Here is a 16236-nt window from a genome sequence, read left to right as displayed (position 1 = left end):
TTGGCCAATCTCATTTAGATGTGCTCGACTGGGAGCTTGCTGTTGATAGTATTGCGTGATGGCTTCGTTTGGGTCATCTATAAACGGTTCACGTTCGGTTAGGTAGCTGCGATAGGTGATACGAAACGCCTGAGATGCTACTTGGCTCATGGTTGAGTTAGCAAGAGTAATAAGCTGTTTATTTATCTGCTTTAAATAGTTTTGAATGTATTGTTGCTTTTGTGCCATGAGCTGTTCAAGGCGCGCCACAATCAGATCATCAAATTGCTTTGAATACTCTTTAGTTACGTGCTGTTGGTTGTTTTCTATTGCGGCAATTTGTTGATGGCTTTGCTGTTTATTTAAAATGCTTAAGCCATAACCTAAGATGAGCATAATCAGCAGACACAGCAATGCTATCGGCCAAAATAACACATGGCGAACTTGTTGTTTGCTTAATGACATCAATGCATTCATTAAAGTATCCCTGTCTATATTAAGTTATAGGCCAATTCCATTATTCCTGAAGGCCGCATTGGTTGGAGTACGCCAAAATCACAGGGTAAATGTGAAATAATGTGGGATAGTTAACCGAATGGGATTCGTACTGGCAGTATTAGGCTAATGGATTGATGGTTATCACCATGGTATTTAATGTGCTGGTTGTGCATAGTGATGCGCTTAGTTGTAGTGAAATATAAAAAATATTGGGTATATTATGTTGAAAGCAAAGCACTTGGGTTGGGGTATTTATTTGCTGGATACCGCTTATCAACGCCCACAAATGGCGGCATGTTATGTGATGGTGCGCGACGGTGAGCTTGCCATTATTGAAACAGGTACAAAAGACACTGTGCCGCTGATTTTTGAATTCTTAAGCGAGCAAGGTTTCGATACCCATGCCATTAAATATGTCATGCCCACCCATGTGCATCTAGATCATGCCGGCGGTGCGGGCTTATTAATGCAAGCCTTGCCTCATGCCCAGTTAGTTATACACCCGCAAGGGGCTAGGCATATGATTGACCCAAGTAAGTTACAAGCCGGTGCCACAGCGGTATATGGCGAGGCCATGTTTGCGCAAACCTATGGGGATTTATTACCTATTGATCCCTCGCAAATTTTGATGGTTGAAGATGGACAAACGTTAAAGCTAGGCAATAGTACGCTGATATTTTTAGACACACCTGGGCATGCTCGACACCATTATTGTATTCATGATGCTCTAAGTGCTGGCTTCTTTACGGGTGATACGTTTGGTCTTGCTTATCAAGAGTTAAGCAGTGAAAAGGGGCCGTTTATTTTTCCCACGACAACGCCGGTCCAATTTGACCCAGAGGCCCTAAAAGCCTCGATAAAACGTTTACTGAGTTATGAGCCTAAACGCATGTTTTTAACCCATTACGCCATGGTAGAAAACCCGCAAAAACTAGGCGAACGCTTAATCAAACTGGTGGATAAATTTGTTGAGATTGCGTTACATATTAAGCAAAATTTGCCAAAAGAAGCATGGCTACAGGGCTTAAATAAAGAATTATTATCATTACTATTGGCGGACTTATCGGAGCATAAAACAAGCTTACAAGCTCATGAATATGCACAAGTGATTGCCAGTGATGTATTGCTTAATGCGCAAGGCTTAGAAGTATGGCTGAGCCGTAAATGATGTGAGTCTATGAATCAGTCGATGTTACACAAAGTCAAATTCGTGGTGCCCCAAGTTAAGCTTGAGGCGCAAAAAGCCCGTACAGTGCCGCGCACTTTAATTATAAAAAGGCGTGGTATATGAGTCAGTCACCCTCACTGCCCAATCCTGCAGAAAACACTCTTGATGTTATTGAAAATATGCCTGTGCAAGCGTTGCTTGATCACTTTGCAGCACAAGGTATTGAAATTAAATTACCGATTGATGAACTGGGGATTATTCAGCACATACGCCATTTAGATGTGAACGGCGGCGCTCATGGGAAAGGTGAAGTGATTACTGAAATGGCCATAGACGAAAACGCGTGGTTTTTTCGTTGTCATTTCCCTGGCGACCCCATTATGCCGGGCTGTTTGGGCATCGAAGGCATGTGGCAGAGCATTGGTGCCATATTGGCGGCAAAAGGGCACCACGGTAAATTACGTGCGCTGGGTATTGGTGGTGTGAAGTTCTTTGGTGAAGTGCGCCCAACCGCAAAAATAGTCACGTTTAAAATAAGTATTGATCGCAGCTTAAAAAACAAAAAAATGATCATCGCCGTGGCGTCTGGCAGTGTTGAAGTAGACGGCGAAGAAATATACCGTGCAGAAAAATTAAAAGTCGGTGTATTGTTTGAAGAATAAACCACCCCAAGGCTTTGGCTGTTACAAGGCATAAGGTACACTGCGTTTTTTCTATTAAACCTAGGTGACGTATGCCTCCATTATTTTTTATTGCCGTAGCCCTTGTTGTTTTCTTTTTTACTTGGCGTCATTTTAAAAATAAACGCGCAGCGGCTGGCAGTATTGCCGAAGGTGATGCGTTTTTAAAATCCAATGCCAGTGTTGACGGTGTTCATACCACGGCGTCAGGCTTGCAATACCAAGTAATTGAAGCTGGTACGGGTGACGAGCACCCTCAAGCCAATAGTACGGTTACAGTGCATTATCACGGTAAATTATTGGACGGTACGGTGTTTGATAGCTCTGTTAATCGTGGCCAAACCATTAGTTTTCCGCTTAATCAAGTGATCCCCGGTTGGACAGAAGGTTTACAGTTGATGGTTGTCGGTGAAAAAGCGCGCTTATTTATTCCTAGTTATTTAGCCTACGGCAATCGTAATGCGGGTTTAATTAAACCCGGTTCAACGCTTATTTTTGACGTTGAATTGATTGCTCTACAATAGAGTAAGTGCACCACTAGCAATCAAAAAAGCCATAATCATATGAATGATTATGGCTTTTTTATGCACACATATTTAATTAAAATATTAAGCTTGATTTTTTGGCTTTGTAAAAAGCAACTAAATCACTATGGCCACCGATATGTTGCCCCCCAAAAAAGATTTGCGGTACGGTCCTTTGATTGTGACTGCGCTTCAGCATTTCGGCTAACGCTTTAGAGTCGTTTGTCACATCAATCTCAGTGTAGTGTAACCCCTTACTGGTTAGAATGGCCTTTGCTGCTTTACAGTAGGGGCAGTAGCCCTTTGAGTAGATTACGATGTTTTCCATGATAAACCGCCTTTATGTTTACTTAGCGCTAATATACCCCCTTTAAGTTGGTAAATTAATGGCTATAATGCCGTATTAGTTGTCCTATCGTCCAAGATGGAAATGTCTATGTACCTTGATTCTCCTGATGCATTGAGTCTGTTACTGCAAAAATTAGAGCTGCATGCAGAGGTGTACGTTAATGGGGATTTTTGCGGTGCATGGGCGGTGGATACATCGGGTAGCCAGCGTTTACCGTTCCACTTGGTTGGCCAAGGCAAAGCGTGGCTGCATTTTCAAGGTCAACCGGTTAAAGCGTTATCTTCTGGTGACCTTGTTTTATTCCCTCATGACCATTCCCATGCCATTTCAAGCTCAGCTGAGGCACCGGTTGACGAATCTATTAATGCAGAGATGATTGATAACGGCGACCCTGTTACAAATATGGTTTGTGGCTTTTTTGAATTCAAACATAAAGCCACTATCCCCTTACTTAATGCACTGCCGGCTGCGATTGTCTTGCAGAAAAATGAATTAGATTCACAACCGATTATCCGACGTTTAATTGAGTTAATTCTTAATGAGCTACGCCAAACACAGCCTGGTTATTATGCCGTGGTAGATCAACTGGCGTATTTGCTTTTTGTGCAAATATTACGCCAACAAATTAATAGTAATGCTCTGAACACAGGTTTATTAGCAGCGCTGTTTGATCGTAAAATCGGTAAGGCAATAAACTGTATTCATTTAAACCCAGCAGCTAAGTGGACCTTAGAAGGTTTAGCCGAAAAATGTGCGATGGGTCGTTCATCGTTTTCTCAGCATTTTAATGAGTTAGTTGGTATTTCGGCTATGCAGTATTTAACCCACTTACGTATGCAAGAGGCGACTCAGTTATTGCAAAAAACAGATTTAGCATTAGCTCAAATTGCGGAAAAATGTGGTTACGATACAGACGCGTCGTTTAGTAAAGCGTTTAAAAAAGTAACCGGTATCAGCCCAGGTGCCATGCGTAAAATGATAAAAAATCCCCCTAGCCTAAACATGTAGTGCACTGATAATACCGTTATTGAGCCAAGCAACTAAGGTGTTTACAGCAAACTGACTCACGTCTTGTTCATTCATGTGGTTTGAAATTTCATCGCATATCATAGAAAAATCACAGCCCTGTATAATTAACTGTAAAAATTGGTATTCAATAAATTCTAATGAAACAAATTCAGTTAATCGGTCTTGATTTCGCCATATCACCCAATAACAGGATTGTTGCAGTGGCGACGGTGGTGCTTGCTTTATTTTTAGTGCTTGCCAGCATTCAACACAATTGGTTTGAGTACTAAAGAGTTGCGTGCTTGGGTGCAGCCGAAATGTCATGCAAGGCCAGTTATCAGGTTTAATGGCTTGCAGTTGTGCAATGGTGGCTCTTGGTGCTTGTGCGGCATCAAAGGCGTACAGTAAAAATCGTTCGAACAGGGCGAGTTCTGAAATAACAGGGTATTGTTTAAAGGGCGCCGTGTCAGATAAAAACTTAGGTAAATGTTCTGCGTATGCTCTTAACGAGGAATACTTGGATGGGAAGCGCTTAATATACCCTGCGGCCATTTCGTCAAATAGATCATCGCCTAGGTAGCGCCCTAAAATTTCATGATCAGTTTCTATTGTTTCTTTTAAACGTGCAAAATACGCATTTTGATAAATACTGATTCGCTGCTGATTGTTTAATTCGCCTTGCGCAATAATGTTGCTCTCAAAATGCTCATCGTGCTCAATGATGGCATCAAAAAACTGCTGCTGTAATTCAGATAAGTTCACAGGCCCACGCCCATTTCTAATTTATTAACGCAACCAAGCGTGTTTTCTTGATTTGGTAGTGTTTGCTCAGCGATTGATCTTGCTTGGTCAAGTTCAAGAATAAGTTCGTTTAATTTAGGAATATTATCGTCTCGTTCAATCATGCTGCTGGTTAAACCAAAGTGGCGTAAAGACTCTGCGTATAATTGCCAAACTGATTCACATACATCGTGATCATGGGTATCGATGACATGGGTGCCAAAATCACTGTGCCCTGCTAAGTGCATTTGCCAGACACGCTCACGGTCAATGCCCTTGATGTATTCTAATGGGTCAAAACCATGATTGCGGGCACTGACATAAACATTATTTACGTCGAATAAAATGTGGCTATTAGATTCTTTTGCGATGGTGTTTAAGAATTCCCACTCGCTCATTTCAGAATGTTTGAAATTCAAATAGCTTGAAACATTTTCAAGCAACATAGGTTTGCCAATGTAGTCTTGCACGATGTTCACACGTTCAATAATATGCTTAATGGCTTCTTCTGTATAAGGCAATGGAAGAAGGTCGTGGCTATTAACGTGCTTATGGCTGGTCCAACAAATATGATCTGAAAACCATGGCGGATTAACATGATTCACAAGGGCTTTAAGTTGTTTTAAGTAATCCCAGTCCAGTGGATCGCTACTGCCAATGGATAATGAAACGCCATGCATCACTAAAGGGTATTGCTCTTTAATTGCATCAAGGTAGTAACGAGGTTTACCACCGGCTACCATAAAATTTTCAGACAAAATTTCAAACCAATCCACACTAGGTTGTGTGGTTAAGACGTCTTCAAAGTGTTGCGTTCGTAGGCCTAAGCCAAACCCCAAAAATGGTCGTTTTGTCATATTATTTTTATCTAAAATGAATGAAAGACGCTTCAATTGAAACGTCTTCTTATGGCAAAAAATCAGCTCTCTTGACCACCGATATCCGCACATGATTTAGCAGGCGACATTACAAAGCCTGTGCCTTTACAGCTTGCTTGGCCAGCACATGCATTCTCTGCGGTTTTACAATCGTTATGGCCTTTGCAAATGTTCACACCAGAGCAATGCACAAGATCAGCGACATTGGCTTGGCCGACCCACTTATCTTTAACCGAACCGCCCACATCGTCACATGATTTTGATGGCATGGCGACAAAGCCGGTGCCTTTGCATTTAGCAAGGCCTGCGCACGCATTATCAGCGGTTTTACAATCGTTGTGCCCCTTACAAACATTCACATCGTAGCAATGTACTAGGTCAGTGGTTGCTCCGGCTGTTTGCGCGGGTTGCCCTGAATTGAGTGCGCAACCGGATAACAGCGCCGCGGCGGCAACCGCCATGGACATGCCGGTGTGTTTTAGTTGTGGTTTCATTGTTGACTCTCTTTGGGTTGTGGGTAAAGGGTCTTATCTAATATTGAAACGTTTATCAGCCATGCATTTGATGAAGTGATCAATGGAGGTGCAGCGGCCAGCACCTGTAAATAACAAACTCAAAAGCATGATTAAATAGGTGGCGGCGAATTCAATGCCATTATTTAAAATGGTAATAGAGCCGTTTTGCGTGAGCCAACTGTAGTTACCATGCTCTTTTAATAGCGAGATAACCTGTGTCTTCTGTTCTGCGGCATCCATGACACGTTCATTAGCTAACCAACTACTCGAATCAGCAATGGCTAACCAGCCGTTATCCCAATGCACACTAAATATCGCCACAAACATAGTGGCGGCTAAAGGAATAGACAGAAGACGAACGGCAATCCCTGGAATCAGCAATGCGCCGCCTATCAGTTCTGTACCACCGGCTAAAGCCGCCATTAACTCAGGAAATGGCAAACCGAGGCCCCAGTCAGGGTTGCCCAGCCAAGCGACGGTAGAGTCAAAATGAGCCAGTTTGTTGTAACCGGCCTGCATAAAAATAGGGGCCAAATATAGGCGTAACAATAACGGGCCAATACCAGAGCCTAATCTTAGTCGTTGTATAACATCTTGGTAGAGTTGATAAAGTTTTGGCATTTAGGCTTCCATCAATATTATTCGATATGGATTAAATAATGGACGCTTAATAGGGATCTCGCCATGTGAGTATGCCCATGAAAAATGTCCAATCGTCCATAAAGGCTGGTTGCCTTGTCTAAATGAAAGCAGGTAATTGAATGAATTGACGCAAATTGCTTTATAACGACTATTATTTATTTGATGGAATCGGGTGTTATGCCGTCAAAATTAAGGACCTTTTTTCTTTGATATGAATATATAAAATATGAACCAAAAAAGCGCTGATTTGATAAATGTCACAGAAATTAATGCTAGTAATATTCAGCAGCTTGTTGATGCAATGCCGGTAGGTGCCATGGTTGCGGACGAAGCAGGAAAAATAATACAAGCAAATACCGAGTTAGAGCATGTATTAGGCTATAAACAAGGAGAATTGCTAGGTAGTGATATTAAGAATTTACTACCAGAACAGTTTCGATCAAATCATCATGTATTGATGAGTCAATATTTAAAATCACCCCAAAAAAGACAAATGGGCGTGGGCAGAGAGCTTTATGCCTTACGCCTCGACGGAACTGAAATCCCGATTGAAATTGGCTTAAACCCGATTAATGTTAATGGCGAGCTGCGCGTGCTTATGACCTTGGTTGACATTACCTCAAGGTTACAAGCCGCTAGTATGTTTAAACGTTCTATTAACGCAGCGCCTCATGGCATTTTAGTTGTTGATGAATCAGGAAAGATAAAATTCGTTAATCCAACGCTGTGTTGTTACTTTGGTTATGCAGAACGTGAGTTAATTAATCAAACCATGGAGATGCTACTGCCTAACCGCCACAGAGGTGATCATCATAAACTAAGGGCATCCTATTGTTCAGATCCAGATGTAAGAATGATGGGGGTTGGTCGTGATCTAACAGCATTGCACAAGGACGGTCGAGAATTCCCAGTTGAAATTGGGCTAAGCCCCTTTGAAGATGGCAGTAATGAAAGAATGGTGTTGGTAACACTTATGGACATAACAGAAAGAAAGCGCATGGAGATGAGCCTCAAAGAAATAAACAAAAACTTAGAAGAATTCACATATGTTGCATCCCATGATTTGCGTTCACCATTAAGAGGAATTTCTGATTTATTAGAGTGGATTAAAGAAGACTTAGGTGAAAATATTGCCCCTGCTATTTTGAATAATGTCGATAGAATATCTGTGCGTATTCATAAAATGGAAACATTAATTGAAAATTTATTAGCATATGCTCGAGCAGGTAAAGAAACAACAGAAATTGAACAAGTGAACGTTGATGATTTAATAAATGGAATTTTTGAATTAACGCAACTTCCAGAAAATTTCAAGTTAGAAAAAGATATTACAATCAATACGTTAGAGACAACAAAAACACCGTTAGAAACTATTTTAAGAAATTTAATCAGTAATGCAATAAAGCATCATAACGCTGACTCCGGCGTGATAAAAATTTCCTGTCATTCAGAAAAAAATATGTGCCATTTTTCTATTTGCGATGACGGCCCTGGTATTCCTGAAGCCTCCCATGATCGCATTTTTAGATTATTTCAAACGGTAACATCATCTGCAAAAGACAGTTCAGGTATAGGATTATCTGTTAGTCGAAGGTTAGCAGAAACTCATGGTGGACGAATCAATGTTGAGAATAATAAGAATAAGCCGGGGGCTACATTTAATGTTTGGTGGCCTCGATTTATAAGGATGGATAATCATGATTAAAGAATTGAGTGTACTGTTAGTAGAAGACGATGACGTGGCCGCTGAATCGGTTATGCGCAGTCTAAAAAAAGTATCACCAGAAATACACATTATTACTGCAGAAAACGGCAGGGTTGCACTTGATGTGATTAAAAATAAAATTCCTGATCGACTTATAGCAACACCGTATATCGTTTTGCTTGATCTTAATATGCCGGTTATGAGTGGACATGAGTTTTTAGAGGAAATTAGACGTTCTGACGAATACCGTGACATTGTGGTGTTTGTATTAACCACCTCAGACGATGATCGTGATCGCAGTCAAGCCTATCACCATAATATTGCCGGTTACATGGTGAAATCTGCAGTAGGCCCTCAATTTTCTAAGTTATCGGCTTTATTGGATGCGTATAGAAAAGCAATTGAGCTTAGCCCGAGGTGACAACGATGAGTGAAGGCGCTTTAAAGCTACTGATTGTAGATGATGATGATGTAGACCGAGAAAAAATACGAAGAATGCTCGGAGCATCTGCATGCCATGCTACGGTAGAAGAAGCGGCTTCTGTCGCTGATTCAATGGTCATCCTCGGTGACCATGAATGTGATTGTGTCATTGTTGACTACCGACTAGGTAGCGAAGACGGTTTAACGTTACTTAATAATATTCGCACTAGTTTTGGTAAGCGTTGTGCTGTCATCATGGTCACTGGGCTTGGTGATGAGAAGGTTGCAGCCGAAGCCATGCGCTTAGGCGCTAGTGATTATTTAATAAAAGGCCAGCTAGAGTCTGCTCAACTTTTTAGGGCAATTTTAAGTGCTATTCAAAGGGCAACACTAGAGCAAAATATTCACGATCTTGCACATTACGATATGTTGACCGGTTTGGTGAGCCGACATTTATTACTTGATCGACTTCAACAGGTAATCAATACCATTTCTCGCGCACCTCAATTAGCTGCAATTGCGTTTATCGATTTAGATAACTTTAAGCCCATTAATGATCACTATGGACATGAAGCAGGAGATCTTGTTCTTGTCAATACTGCTAAACGTTTAAAAGGAACATTACGCGAAACAGATACAACTTCACGTATTGGTGGTGATGAATTTGTATTGCTTTTGAATAATGTAAGATCAGTATCTTGGTGTGAAGATCTTCTTAAGCGAATTTTGTTGATACTGAATGTTCCGGTTACATTATCAAATGGGTACAGTGTAAGAGTATCCGCCAGTATCGGCGTGTCGATGATCACAGATCCATCATTGGATGCAGAAGTGTATTTGCGTCGAGCAGATCAAGCCATGTATAAAGCAAAAAATACAGGGCGAAACAAAATACTTTTTTTTGATCCAGCAGAAGAGCATTATTTAAAAGAACGCCGTAAATTATTGCAAGAAGCTGAAAAAGGCTTAAACAATGATGAGTTTTTTTTACAGTTTCAGCCGCAAATTAATGTGAGTTCTGGCAAGGTGATAGGCTTAGAAGCTTTGATCCGATGGAAACACCCTGAAAAAGGTATTTTATACCCTGGTCATTTTAGTGATGCCCTTGATCACCCTACACTAGGTGTGATTATTGGTGAATGGGTGTTAAATGAATCAATAAAAAGTCGATTAACGTTACAGGCTGCAGGGCTCGTTGATGATTGTAAAATTAGCATTAATATATCGGGCTATCATTTACAAAGCTTTGGGTTTATTGATTTTTTAAAAGGGTTATTGATTGAATACCCAAATATACCGCCTAAATTAATAATGTTAGAAGTACTCGAGACGGTATCGATTAACGATATGAAATCTGCGATTGATATTTTAAAGCAATGTCGAGAACTAGGTGTGGGGGTTGCACTTGATGATTTTGGTACTGGCTATGCATCATTGAGCTACTTAAAAACATTACCCCTTGATATTCTAAAATTGGATCGAAGTTTTGTACAAAACTTTTTAGAAGATGAAAAGGATGAAGCCATCGTTAAAAGTGCAGTTGCATTAAGTCGTGCGTTTGGCTACAAAATGGTGGCGGAGGGGATTGAGTCGAAAGCCCATCTTGATGCACTTAAATATTTAGGATGTGATTTTGGTCAGGGTTTTTATATTGCCAAGCCAATGAATTTGGATAAAGTGATGGTATGGTTAAACTTACCAAGCTCCAGCCAGTGAAATAGATTACTCATGTTACTCATTTATATGGGCGCATTCATTGCTGATATTCCATGTGAATATAGCTATGGAAAATCGCCAATACTCCGCCAGAACGTATCTATTCGACCCTAAAATATGCCCCATAAATTATGAATAAATGCAGCGGCTATATTCCTAGATGTTTAACCCTATAGTCTCAAATTCAGGCTGCGGGGTTGATGGTTTTTATTGAAAGTGTCGTTTTTTAGTCGAGCCAATCTCTTGCGGTTTCATTAATGGCGATCAGTGCTGGGTTTGATAGGCGCCGCTCAGCGGTAATCGCAAAGAATTGTTCACGAATGTCATCTGTTTTCCCTAGAATATTCACTTTATATTGCGCGGCAACTTCATCTGCTATGGCCGTAGGCACCACAAAAACGCCCACTCCTGCTTGTCCAAAGGCTTTCATCAGTGCGCTGTCGTCAAATTCACCCACGATTCTTGGCAGAATGTGTCGTCGATCAAGCCACTGTAAAAGCTGAGGTTGCACAAGTGACAGTTCACTGGGCATTAAAAAAGGCGCACCAGTGAGGTTGGCAGGGAAATCTTGCGCTAATGTGTCTGCTAGTTTAGGTGCGGCTAGAAAAGAAATACCGCACTCTCCTAGAGCATGGTTATAACCTTTTACACCTAAGCGCTGAGGGATTGGACCATCGGCGATGACAATATCAAGTTTATGCAGTGCGAGCTCACCCAATAGGGCCTCTAGGCTGTTTTCTTTACAAACAAAGCGAATAGGCTCGCTTAGGTTTAAAGCGGGCTCAAGCAAGCGGTAGGCGATGGATTTAGGGATAACATCGGCAACCCCCACTCTTAAAATTTGCGCACGGTCTTTGGTGGTGTTTTTAATCGTCTCCTCAAGTTCATAGCCAAGGGAGAATATATCGTCGGCATAGCTTAATACCATACGGCCAGTATCCGTTATCTCTAGATTGCGCCCGACCTTCTCAAACAGCGGTTTACCCAGCTGCTCCTCTAATAGCCGAATTTGGCCACTGATGGTTTGAGGGGTGATGTGCAGGTTTTCGCTCGCACGCATGATACCGCCTTGCTTTTGCGACGACCCAAAAATAGTGTAAATGTTTGAAATTAATCATATTTATAATACTTCGTAAAAAACTGAGTGTTTTGCTTATTAATTCGAATATATCTTATATTTTTTGCGGCATAGGATAAAGCTCCCCACTCAAATTATTCCCTTGGGGCATAGGAGAGCAAGATGAAGATTCAAGTAAATACACGACATTTCGCTTTGACTAAAGAGCTGAAGAAGTACGTTAAACGTCGTCTTAAATTTGCACTGGGTTCACGATTTGAACAAGTAAGACGAGTCGAGGTAACGTTATCCGACATAAACGGCCCTAAAGGGGGCGAAGATAAGCGCTGCCAAGTTTTATTAAAAATTAAAGGGCAGAGTGATGTGGTGATTGATGATGTTCAGTCGCACATGTACCCAGCCATTGATCGGGCTGCAAATCGAGCAAGCCAAGCGGTTACAAAGCGAGTATCTCGTTTGCGTCATAAAGCCAAGCGAATTAAAGCAGCGATCAAAGATTTTAAACAAGATAAACGTGATCGTTATTTAGAGGAAGATTTTGAGCGAAACAGCTTTGCTCTAGGAGGGTATGCATGAGTACCGAAATATTAAATGAGCAAGCCAATGGCACTCACTATCAGGCGGCAAAGAATAAAGTATTAAAAAATACGTATTTATTATTGTCGATGACGTTACTGTTTAGTGGTGCGATGGCGGCTATGTCGATGGCATTCAATTTACCACATCCAGGTCTGATTTTGACGCTGGTGGGTTTCTTTGGATTGCTATTTGCGGTGTCTAAGTTTCAAAACAGCCGTTTAGGCATTGTGTGTGTATTTGCGCTTACGGGATTTATGGGTGTCACATTGGGCCCTATATTGAACGCTTATTTAAGCTTACCCGGTGGCAGTTCAATTATTATGAATGCAATGGGAGCAACGGGCGCGATATTTTTAGGTTTATCCGCTTATGTGATTACCACCAAAAAAGACTTTAGTTTTATGGGCGGTTTTCTAGCGGTTGGCATCTTGGTTGGCTTTTTAGCAGGATTGGGCGCATTCTTTTTTGAAATGCCTGCGCTGTCTCTTGTGGTATCGGCAATGTTTGTATTGTTGATGTCAGGCCTTATTTTATACCAGACAAGTGACATTATAAATTCAGGCGAAACAAATTATGTGATGGCAACAACGACGCTGTTTGTTTCGATCTTTAATTTATTTACAAGCTTGCTTCACCTTTTAGGGTTTATGAACCAAGAATGAATTGAGTACCCATAGGACACCCAATTCACATAGGCATAAATAGGATTGAATATGAATCTACAAAATTTATTAAATCAATTTTTAGGTGGGCACAATGTAGCTCAAGATAGTCGTGTACCTACGGCTTCAGGGTTTAAAGAGATGGCGACTAATCTATCAAATAAAATGGGTGATCTTGGTACGGGCGCCGCTGTTGGCGGCATTGCGGCTTTATTAGTTAGCAGTAAAAAAGCGAGAAGTTTTGCAGGTTCTGCGGCCATGGTTGGCGGCGCTGCCCTGCTAGGTGGACTTGCATTTAAAGCGTTTAAAAACTGGCAGCGTTCTAAATTGAGTGCGCAGTCAACGCTTCAACAGTCACCTGAGTTTAGTCAGGCTAGATTAACGCAGTCGGTTGATACATTTGAGAATGAGGTCAGTGCTAATGCCGAGTTTCAATTGACGTTAGTTAAAGCCATGATTGCAGCGGCTAAAGCCGATGGTCATATCGATGATGTTGAGCAGTCACGAATTTTTGATGCAGTTGAAGAGATGCCTTCATCAAGTGACTTTAAATACATGATGATGGATCTATTACGTTATCCATCTTCTATTAAAGAATTAGTGTGTGAGGTTAAAACGGTTGAACAAAAATCAGAACTGTATCTGATTTCTTGTTTTGCAATTGATGTTGACCATGAAGCGGAAAGCCAATATTTGAGTCAACTGGCATCGGCGTTAGGTTTGCCGAGTGAACTGGCATTTGAATTACGACAGCAAGCGGATCACGCTGTATTACAAGCGGCATAATAATATTTTAAAAATAGGAGAGTGCTTATCGAGTAATCAAGATGACAAGATCGTTAGTGGGCCAAAAAATCATTGAAGGGTCATTTATATGACATTCAAATACAAAAAACGCGGTTGTTTTACTTCCGCGTTTTTTATTGTTTTAACGTCTAGCAGGCTTCATTAAACATAAATGAAACACTCGCGAATGCGTGTCTGCGCGAGTAATCATTAGCTGGCTTTTGCTAGGCTTGGTTCAAGTTCAATACGGGTGCCGCCATCAGCGATATTTTGCAAATAGGCAATGATCTCTTTAGATTCGTACATCCACTGACTTGTGCCGTCTAGATGTGTGATCTTTAAACACGGAACCTTTAGTTTGCCACCCTGGTTTTCTAATTCGTAAGCGTATTCTTCATTGCGCTTTGCGTCACGTAATTTAATTTTCATGTTATTGCGCTTCATTGACCAGCGTACTTTTACGCAAAATGGGCAGGCTGCAAATTGGTACAAAGAGAGCTGTTGGCATTGCTCATCTAAGTCTGCTTGTTTTTCGGCGCTGCGTTTTTTGCCTTTAGGGCGGTAACAAAAATCAGCCAGTAAAATTATTTTGGCTAAAACAAAACGCACTGTCATCCAGAAGTATTTCATATCAAACCTTTTATATATTGAGTAATTTAATTGCTAAACGCCGTTCTTATGAACTGCGCTTAGGTTTAAACGGGGCACTGCCATCACCAAAGCGAGGTGTAGCTGGTTTTTTAGACGCAGGCTTTTTACCATTAGCGACTTTGTTTGTTGATTTTTTAGCGGTTGTCTTTTTGCCATCTTTTTTCTTGGGCGATTTCTTGCCAACCGGTTTACCGTTGGATTTCATGTTTTTAGGGCCTTTATATTTACCCTCTAATCCTTTGGCTTTTTTGGGTGCCATTTCAATACGTAAGTAACGCTCAATAGCGCACTTTAGATTCCATTCTGTGTGATCGACAAGTGATACTGCAAGACCTAGTTCGCCCGCGCGACCAGTACGACCAATACGGTGTACATAGTCATCACCACTACGTGGCATATCAACGTTTATAACTAGGTCGATTTTTTTAACATCGAGTCCACGTGCTGCAACATCGGTGGCGACTAATACATCAAAGCTACCTTGCTGCATTCGCACCATCACATGGTTACGCTCGTCTTGCGTCATATCACCCTGTAGAACACCAGCGTTAACATTGTGGTAGTCCAAGAAGTGGTAAAGGCTTTCTGCCTTCACTTTGGTATTTACAAAAACAATGGCTTGGCGAAATGTTTTGTTTGATAGCAACCACGTTAGTAAGCGCTGTTTGTGTTTGTCGTCATCGGCGAGCATAACTTCTTGAGCGATGCTTTCGTGTTCGCCTTTAAAGTTGTCGACCATAATATTAAGCGGATCGTTTAATACGGTTTTAATGACTTCGTACATGCCTTTTTGTTTTAACGTTGCCGAAAATAGCATGGTCTGACGCTGAGGCTTCGAGCATTGACTGGCAATGTTGAGCACGTCTTCAGAGAAACCCATGTCAAGCATGCGATCGGCTTCATCAAGCACTAAGACTTCGACATCTTCTAATAAGTGTTCACTTTTCCCCATGTGTTCTAATAAGCGACCAGGTGTGGCAATGATGACTTCGGGGTTTTTACGAAACAGCGCCGCTTGGAATTTAAATTCTTGCCCGCCTGTAATTGAGGCCACTTGAATCTTGCTGAATTTAGCCAACGCTTCGGTTTGCTTTAATAGCTGACGCGCTAATTCACGGGTTGGCACTAAAACTAATGCACGGGTTTTTGAATCAGGGGCGGCTTTGGTTATTAGCTGATTGAGTATTGGCAGTAAAAAGGCCGCGCTTTTACCACTACCTGTTTGTGCACATACCATTAAGTCCCTGTGTTTCAACGCTTCAGGAATGGCCTGTACTTGCACAGGTGTTGGGGTTTTAAAGCTTAAGGCTTCAATAGCTTTTAACAGCGGTGGTTGCAAATCAAACGATGTAAACAAGGGCAAATACCAGTATAAATTTTGCGCGAATTCTACCAGAAATTTGTAAAAATGGTGAGTATATCTCCTTTTTAAGAGGGAATTTGTTCAGACTTTCCGGATTGTCCAACAAGGTTTGTTCAATCTAAAAGGAAATATGTTGCGTATTGTAAGATTAGCCACTATTTCTTATGCAACAGCCCGTTCGATATCAGGGTATAGCCAGTGTTTATGACTCAGGCTTTAATAGCCCCCAATTTGATTGCCACGACGAACAAG

18 protein-coding genes are annotated in these 16236 nt (G+C 41.3%); 10 read left to right on the top strand and 8 right to left on the bottom strand.

Features of this window, described 5'->3' with window-relative positions; genetic code table 11:
* Positions 1-697 precede the first annotated feature (697 nt).
* From ACU6U9_RS13645 to ACU6U9_RS13635, 3 genes are all read left to right on the top strand, one after another.
* Entirely contained in the window at positions 698-1645 is a 948-nt protein-coding gene (locus ACU6U9_RS13645; RefSeq protein WP_446735576.1) for an MBL fold metallo-hydrolase, read from the top strand.
* A 119-nt stretch (positions 1646-1764) separates the two neighbouring features.
* Entirely contained in the window at positions 1765-2307 is a 543-nt protein-coding gene (gene fabA / locus ACU6U9_RS13640) for a bifunctional 3-hydroxydecanoyl-ACP dehydratase/trans-2-decenoyl-ACP isomerase (protein WP_446735575.1), read from the top strand.
* A 71-nt stretch (positions 2308-2378) separates the two neighbouring features.
* Positions 2379-2849 carry an FKBP-type peptidyl-prolyl cis-trans isomerase gene (locus tag ACU6U9_RS13635; RefSeq protein ID WP_446735574.1) on the top strand — a complete coding sequence of 157 codons (471 nt, stop codon included), beginning with the start codon at positions 2379-2381 and terminating at the stop codon, positions 2847-2849.
* Positions 2850-2925: 76 nt separating this feature from the next.
* Here ACU6U9_RS13635 and grxC read toward each other — a convergent pair whose 3' ends face one another.
* Positions 2926-3177, bottom strand: a complete 252-nt coding sequence (grxC, locus tag ACU6U9_RS13630; RefSeq protein ID WP_446735573.1) for a glutaredoxin 3 — start codon at positions 3175-3177, stop codon at positions 2926-2928.
* A gap of 108 nt (positions 3178-3285) precedes the next feature.
* Here grxC and ACU6U9_RS13625 point away from each other — a divergent pair, with 108 nt between their 5' ends.
* Positions 3286-4206 carry an AraC family transcriptional regulator gene (locus ACU6U9_RS13625; protein ID WP_446735572.1) on the top strand — a complete coding sequence of 307 codons (921 nt, stop codon included), beginning with the start codon at positions 3286-3288 and terminating at the stop codon, positions 4204-4206.
* Here ACU6U9_RS13625 and ACU6U9_RS13620 read toward each other — a convergent pair.
* The 4 genes from ACU6U9_RS13620 to ACU6U9_RS13605 all read right to left on the bottom strand — a co-directional run bounded on the left by ACU6U9_RS13620 (position 4195) and on the right by ACU6U9_RS13605 (position 7000).
* Positions 4195-4968 (bottom strand): HvfC/BufC family peptide modification chaperone, encoded by a 774-nt coding sequence (locus tag ACU6U9_RS13620; RefSeq protein ID WP_446735571.1) that lies wholly within the window; start codon positions 4966-4968, stop codon positions 4195-4197. The two genes, ACU6U9_RS13625 and ACU6U9_RS13620, sit on opposite strands and share 12 nt — an antisense overlap.
* On the bottom strand, positions 4965-5843 hold the full coding sequence (bufB, locus tag ACU6U9_RS13615) for an MNIO family bufferin maturase (protein ID WP_446735570.1): 879 nt from the start codon (positions 5841-5843) through the stop codon (positions 4965-4967). The genes ACU6U9_RS13620 and bufB overlap by 4 nt, the downstream gene beginning before the upstream one ends.
* A 62-nt stretch (positions 5844-5905) precedes the next feature.
* Complete coding sequence (gene bufA2, locus ACU6U9_RS13610; protein WP_446735569.1) at positions 5906-6358, bottom strand: BufA2 family periplasmic bufferin-type metallophore; 453 nt, start codon at positions 6356-6358, stop codon at positions 5906-5908.
* 33 nt (positions 6359-6391) lie between these two features.
* The gene (locus ACU6U9_RS13605) at positions 6392-7000 is read right to left on the bottom strand and encodes an HvfX family Cu-binding RiPP maturation protein (RefSeq protein WP_446735568.1); all 609 of its coding nucleotides are present in this window, start codon (positions 6998-7000) and stop codon (positions 6392-6394) included.
* A 247-nt stretch (positions 7001-7247) separates the two neighbouring features.
* Here ACU6U9_RS13605 and ACU6U9_RS13600 point away from each other — a divergent pair, with 247 nt between their 5' ends.
* The 3 genes from ACU6U9_RS13600 to ACU6U9_RS13590 are packed head-to-tail and all read left to right on the top strand — an operon-like array spanning position 7248 to position 10865.
* Positions 7248-8726: a sensor histidine kinase gene (locus tag ACU6U9_RS13600; protein ID WP_446735567.1), complete on the top strand. Its 1479-nt coding sequence runs from the start codon at positions 7248-7250 to the stop codon at positions 8724-8726.
* Positions 8719-9147: a response regulator gene (locus ACU6U9_RS13595; RefSeq protein WP_446735566.1), complete on the top strand. Its 429-nt coding sequence runs from the start codon at positions 8719-8721 to the stop codon at positions 9145-9147. Before ACU6U9_RS13600 ends, ACU6U9_RS13595 begins: the two co-directional genes overlap by 8 nt.
* A gap of 5 nt (positions 9148-9152) precedes the next feature.
* A complete protein-coding gene (locus tag ACU6U9_RS13590; protein WP_446735565.1) occupies positions 9153-10865 on the top strand; it encodes a two-component system response regulator in 1713 nt (570 codons plus the stop codon).
* Positions 10866-11091: 226 nt separating this feature from the next.
* Here the strand turns inward: ACU6U9_RS13590 and nhaR are convergent, their stop codons facing one another.
* The gene (gene nhaR / locus ACU6U9_RS13585) at positions 11092-11925 is read right to left on the bottom strand and encodes a transcriptional activator NhaR (protein ID WP_446735564.1); all 834 of its coding nucleotides are present in this window, start codon (positions 11923-11925) and stop codon (positions 11092-11094) included.
* A 180-nt stretch (positions 11926-12105) separates the two neighbouring features.
* Here nhaR and ACU6U9_RS13580 point away from each other — a divergent pair, with 180 nt between their 5' ends.
* The 3 genes from ACU6U9_RS13580 to ACU6U9_RS13570 are packed head-to-tail and all read left to right on the top strand — an operon-like array spanning position 12106 to position 13970.
* Positions 12106-12519, top strand: a complete 414-nt coding sequence (locus ACU6U9_RS13580; RefSeq protein ID WP_446735563.1) for an HPF/RaiA family ribosome-associated protein — start codon at positions 12106-12108, stop codon at positions 12517-12519.
* Positions 12516-13184 (top strand): Bax inhibitor-1/YccA family protein, encoded by a 669-nt coding sequence (locus tag ACU6U9_RS13575; RefSeq protein ID WP_446735562.1) that lies wholly within the window; start codon positions 12516-12518, stop codon positions 13182-13184. The genes ACU6U9_RS13580 and ACU6U9_RS13575 overlap by 4 nt, the downstream gene beginning before the upstream one ends.
* Before the next feature lie 51 nt (positions 13185-13235).
* On the top strand, positions 13236-13970 hold the full coding sequence (locus ACU6U9_RS13570; RefSeq protein WP_446735561.1) for a tellurite resistance TerB family protein: 735 nt from the start codon (positions 13236-13238) through the stop codon (positions 13968-13970).
* 210 nt (positions 13971-14180) lie between these two features.
* On the opposite strand, the gene ACU6U9_RS13565 is transcribed toward ACU6U9_RS13570, so the two are convergent.
* Together ACU6U9_RS13565 and ACU6U9_RS13560 are read right to left on the bottom strand one after the other, a co-directional pair.
* Complete coding sequence (locus ACU6U9_RS13565) at positions 14181-14600, bottom strand: glutaredoxin family protein (protein ID WP_446735560.1); 420 nt, start codon at positions 14598-14600, stop codon at positions 14181-14183.
* 46 nt (positions 14601-14646) lie between these two features.
* On the bottom strand, positions 14647-15978 hold the full coding sequence (locus ACU6U9_RS13560; protein WP_446735559.1) for a DEAD/DEAH box helicase: 1332 nt from the start codon (positions 15976-15978) through the stop codon (positions 14647-14649).
* Positions 15979-16236 lie beyond the last annotated feature (258 nt).

This window comes from Pseudomonas sp. HK3 (genome assembly GCF_052920985.1).
This window is presented reverse-complemented; position numbering and strand designations above follow the sequence as displayed.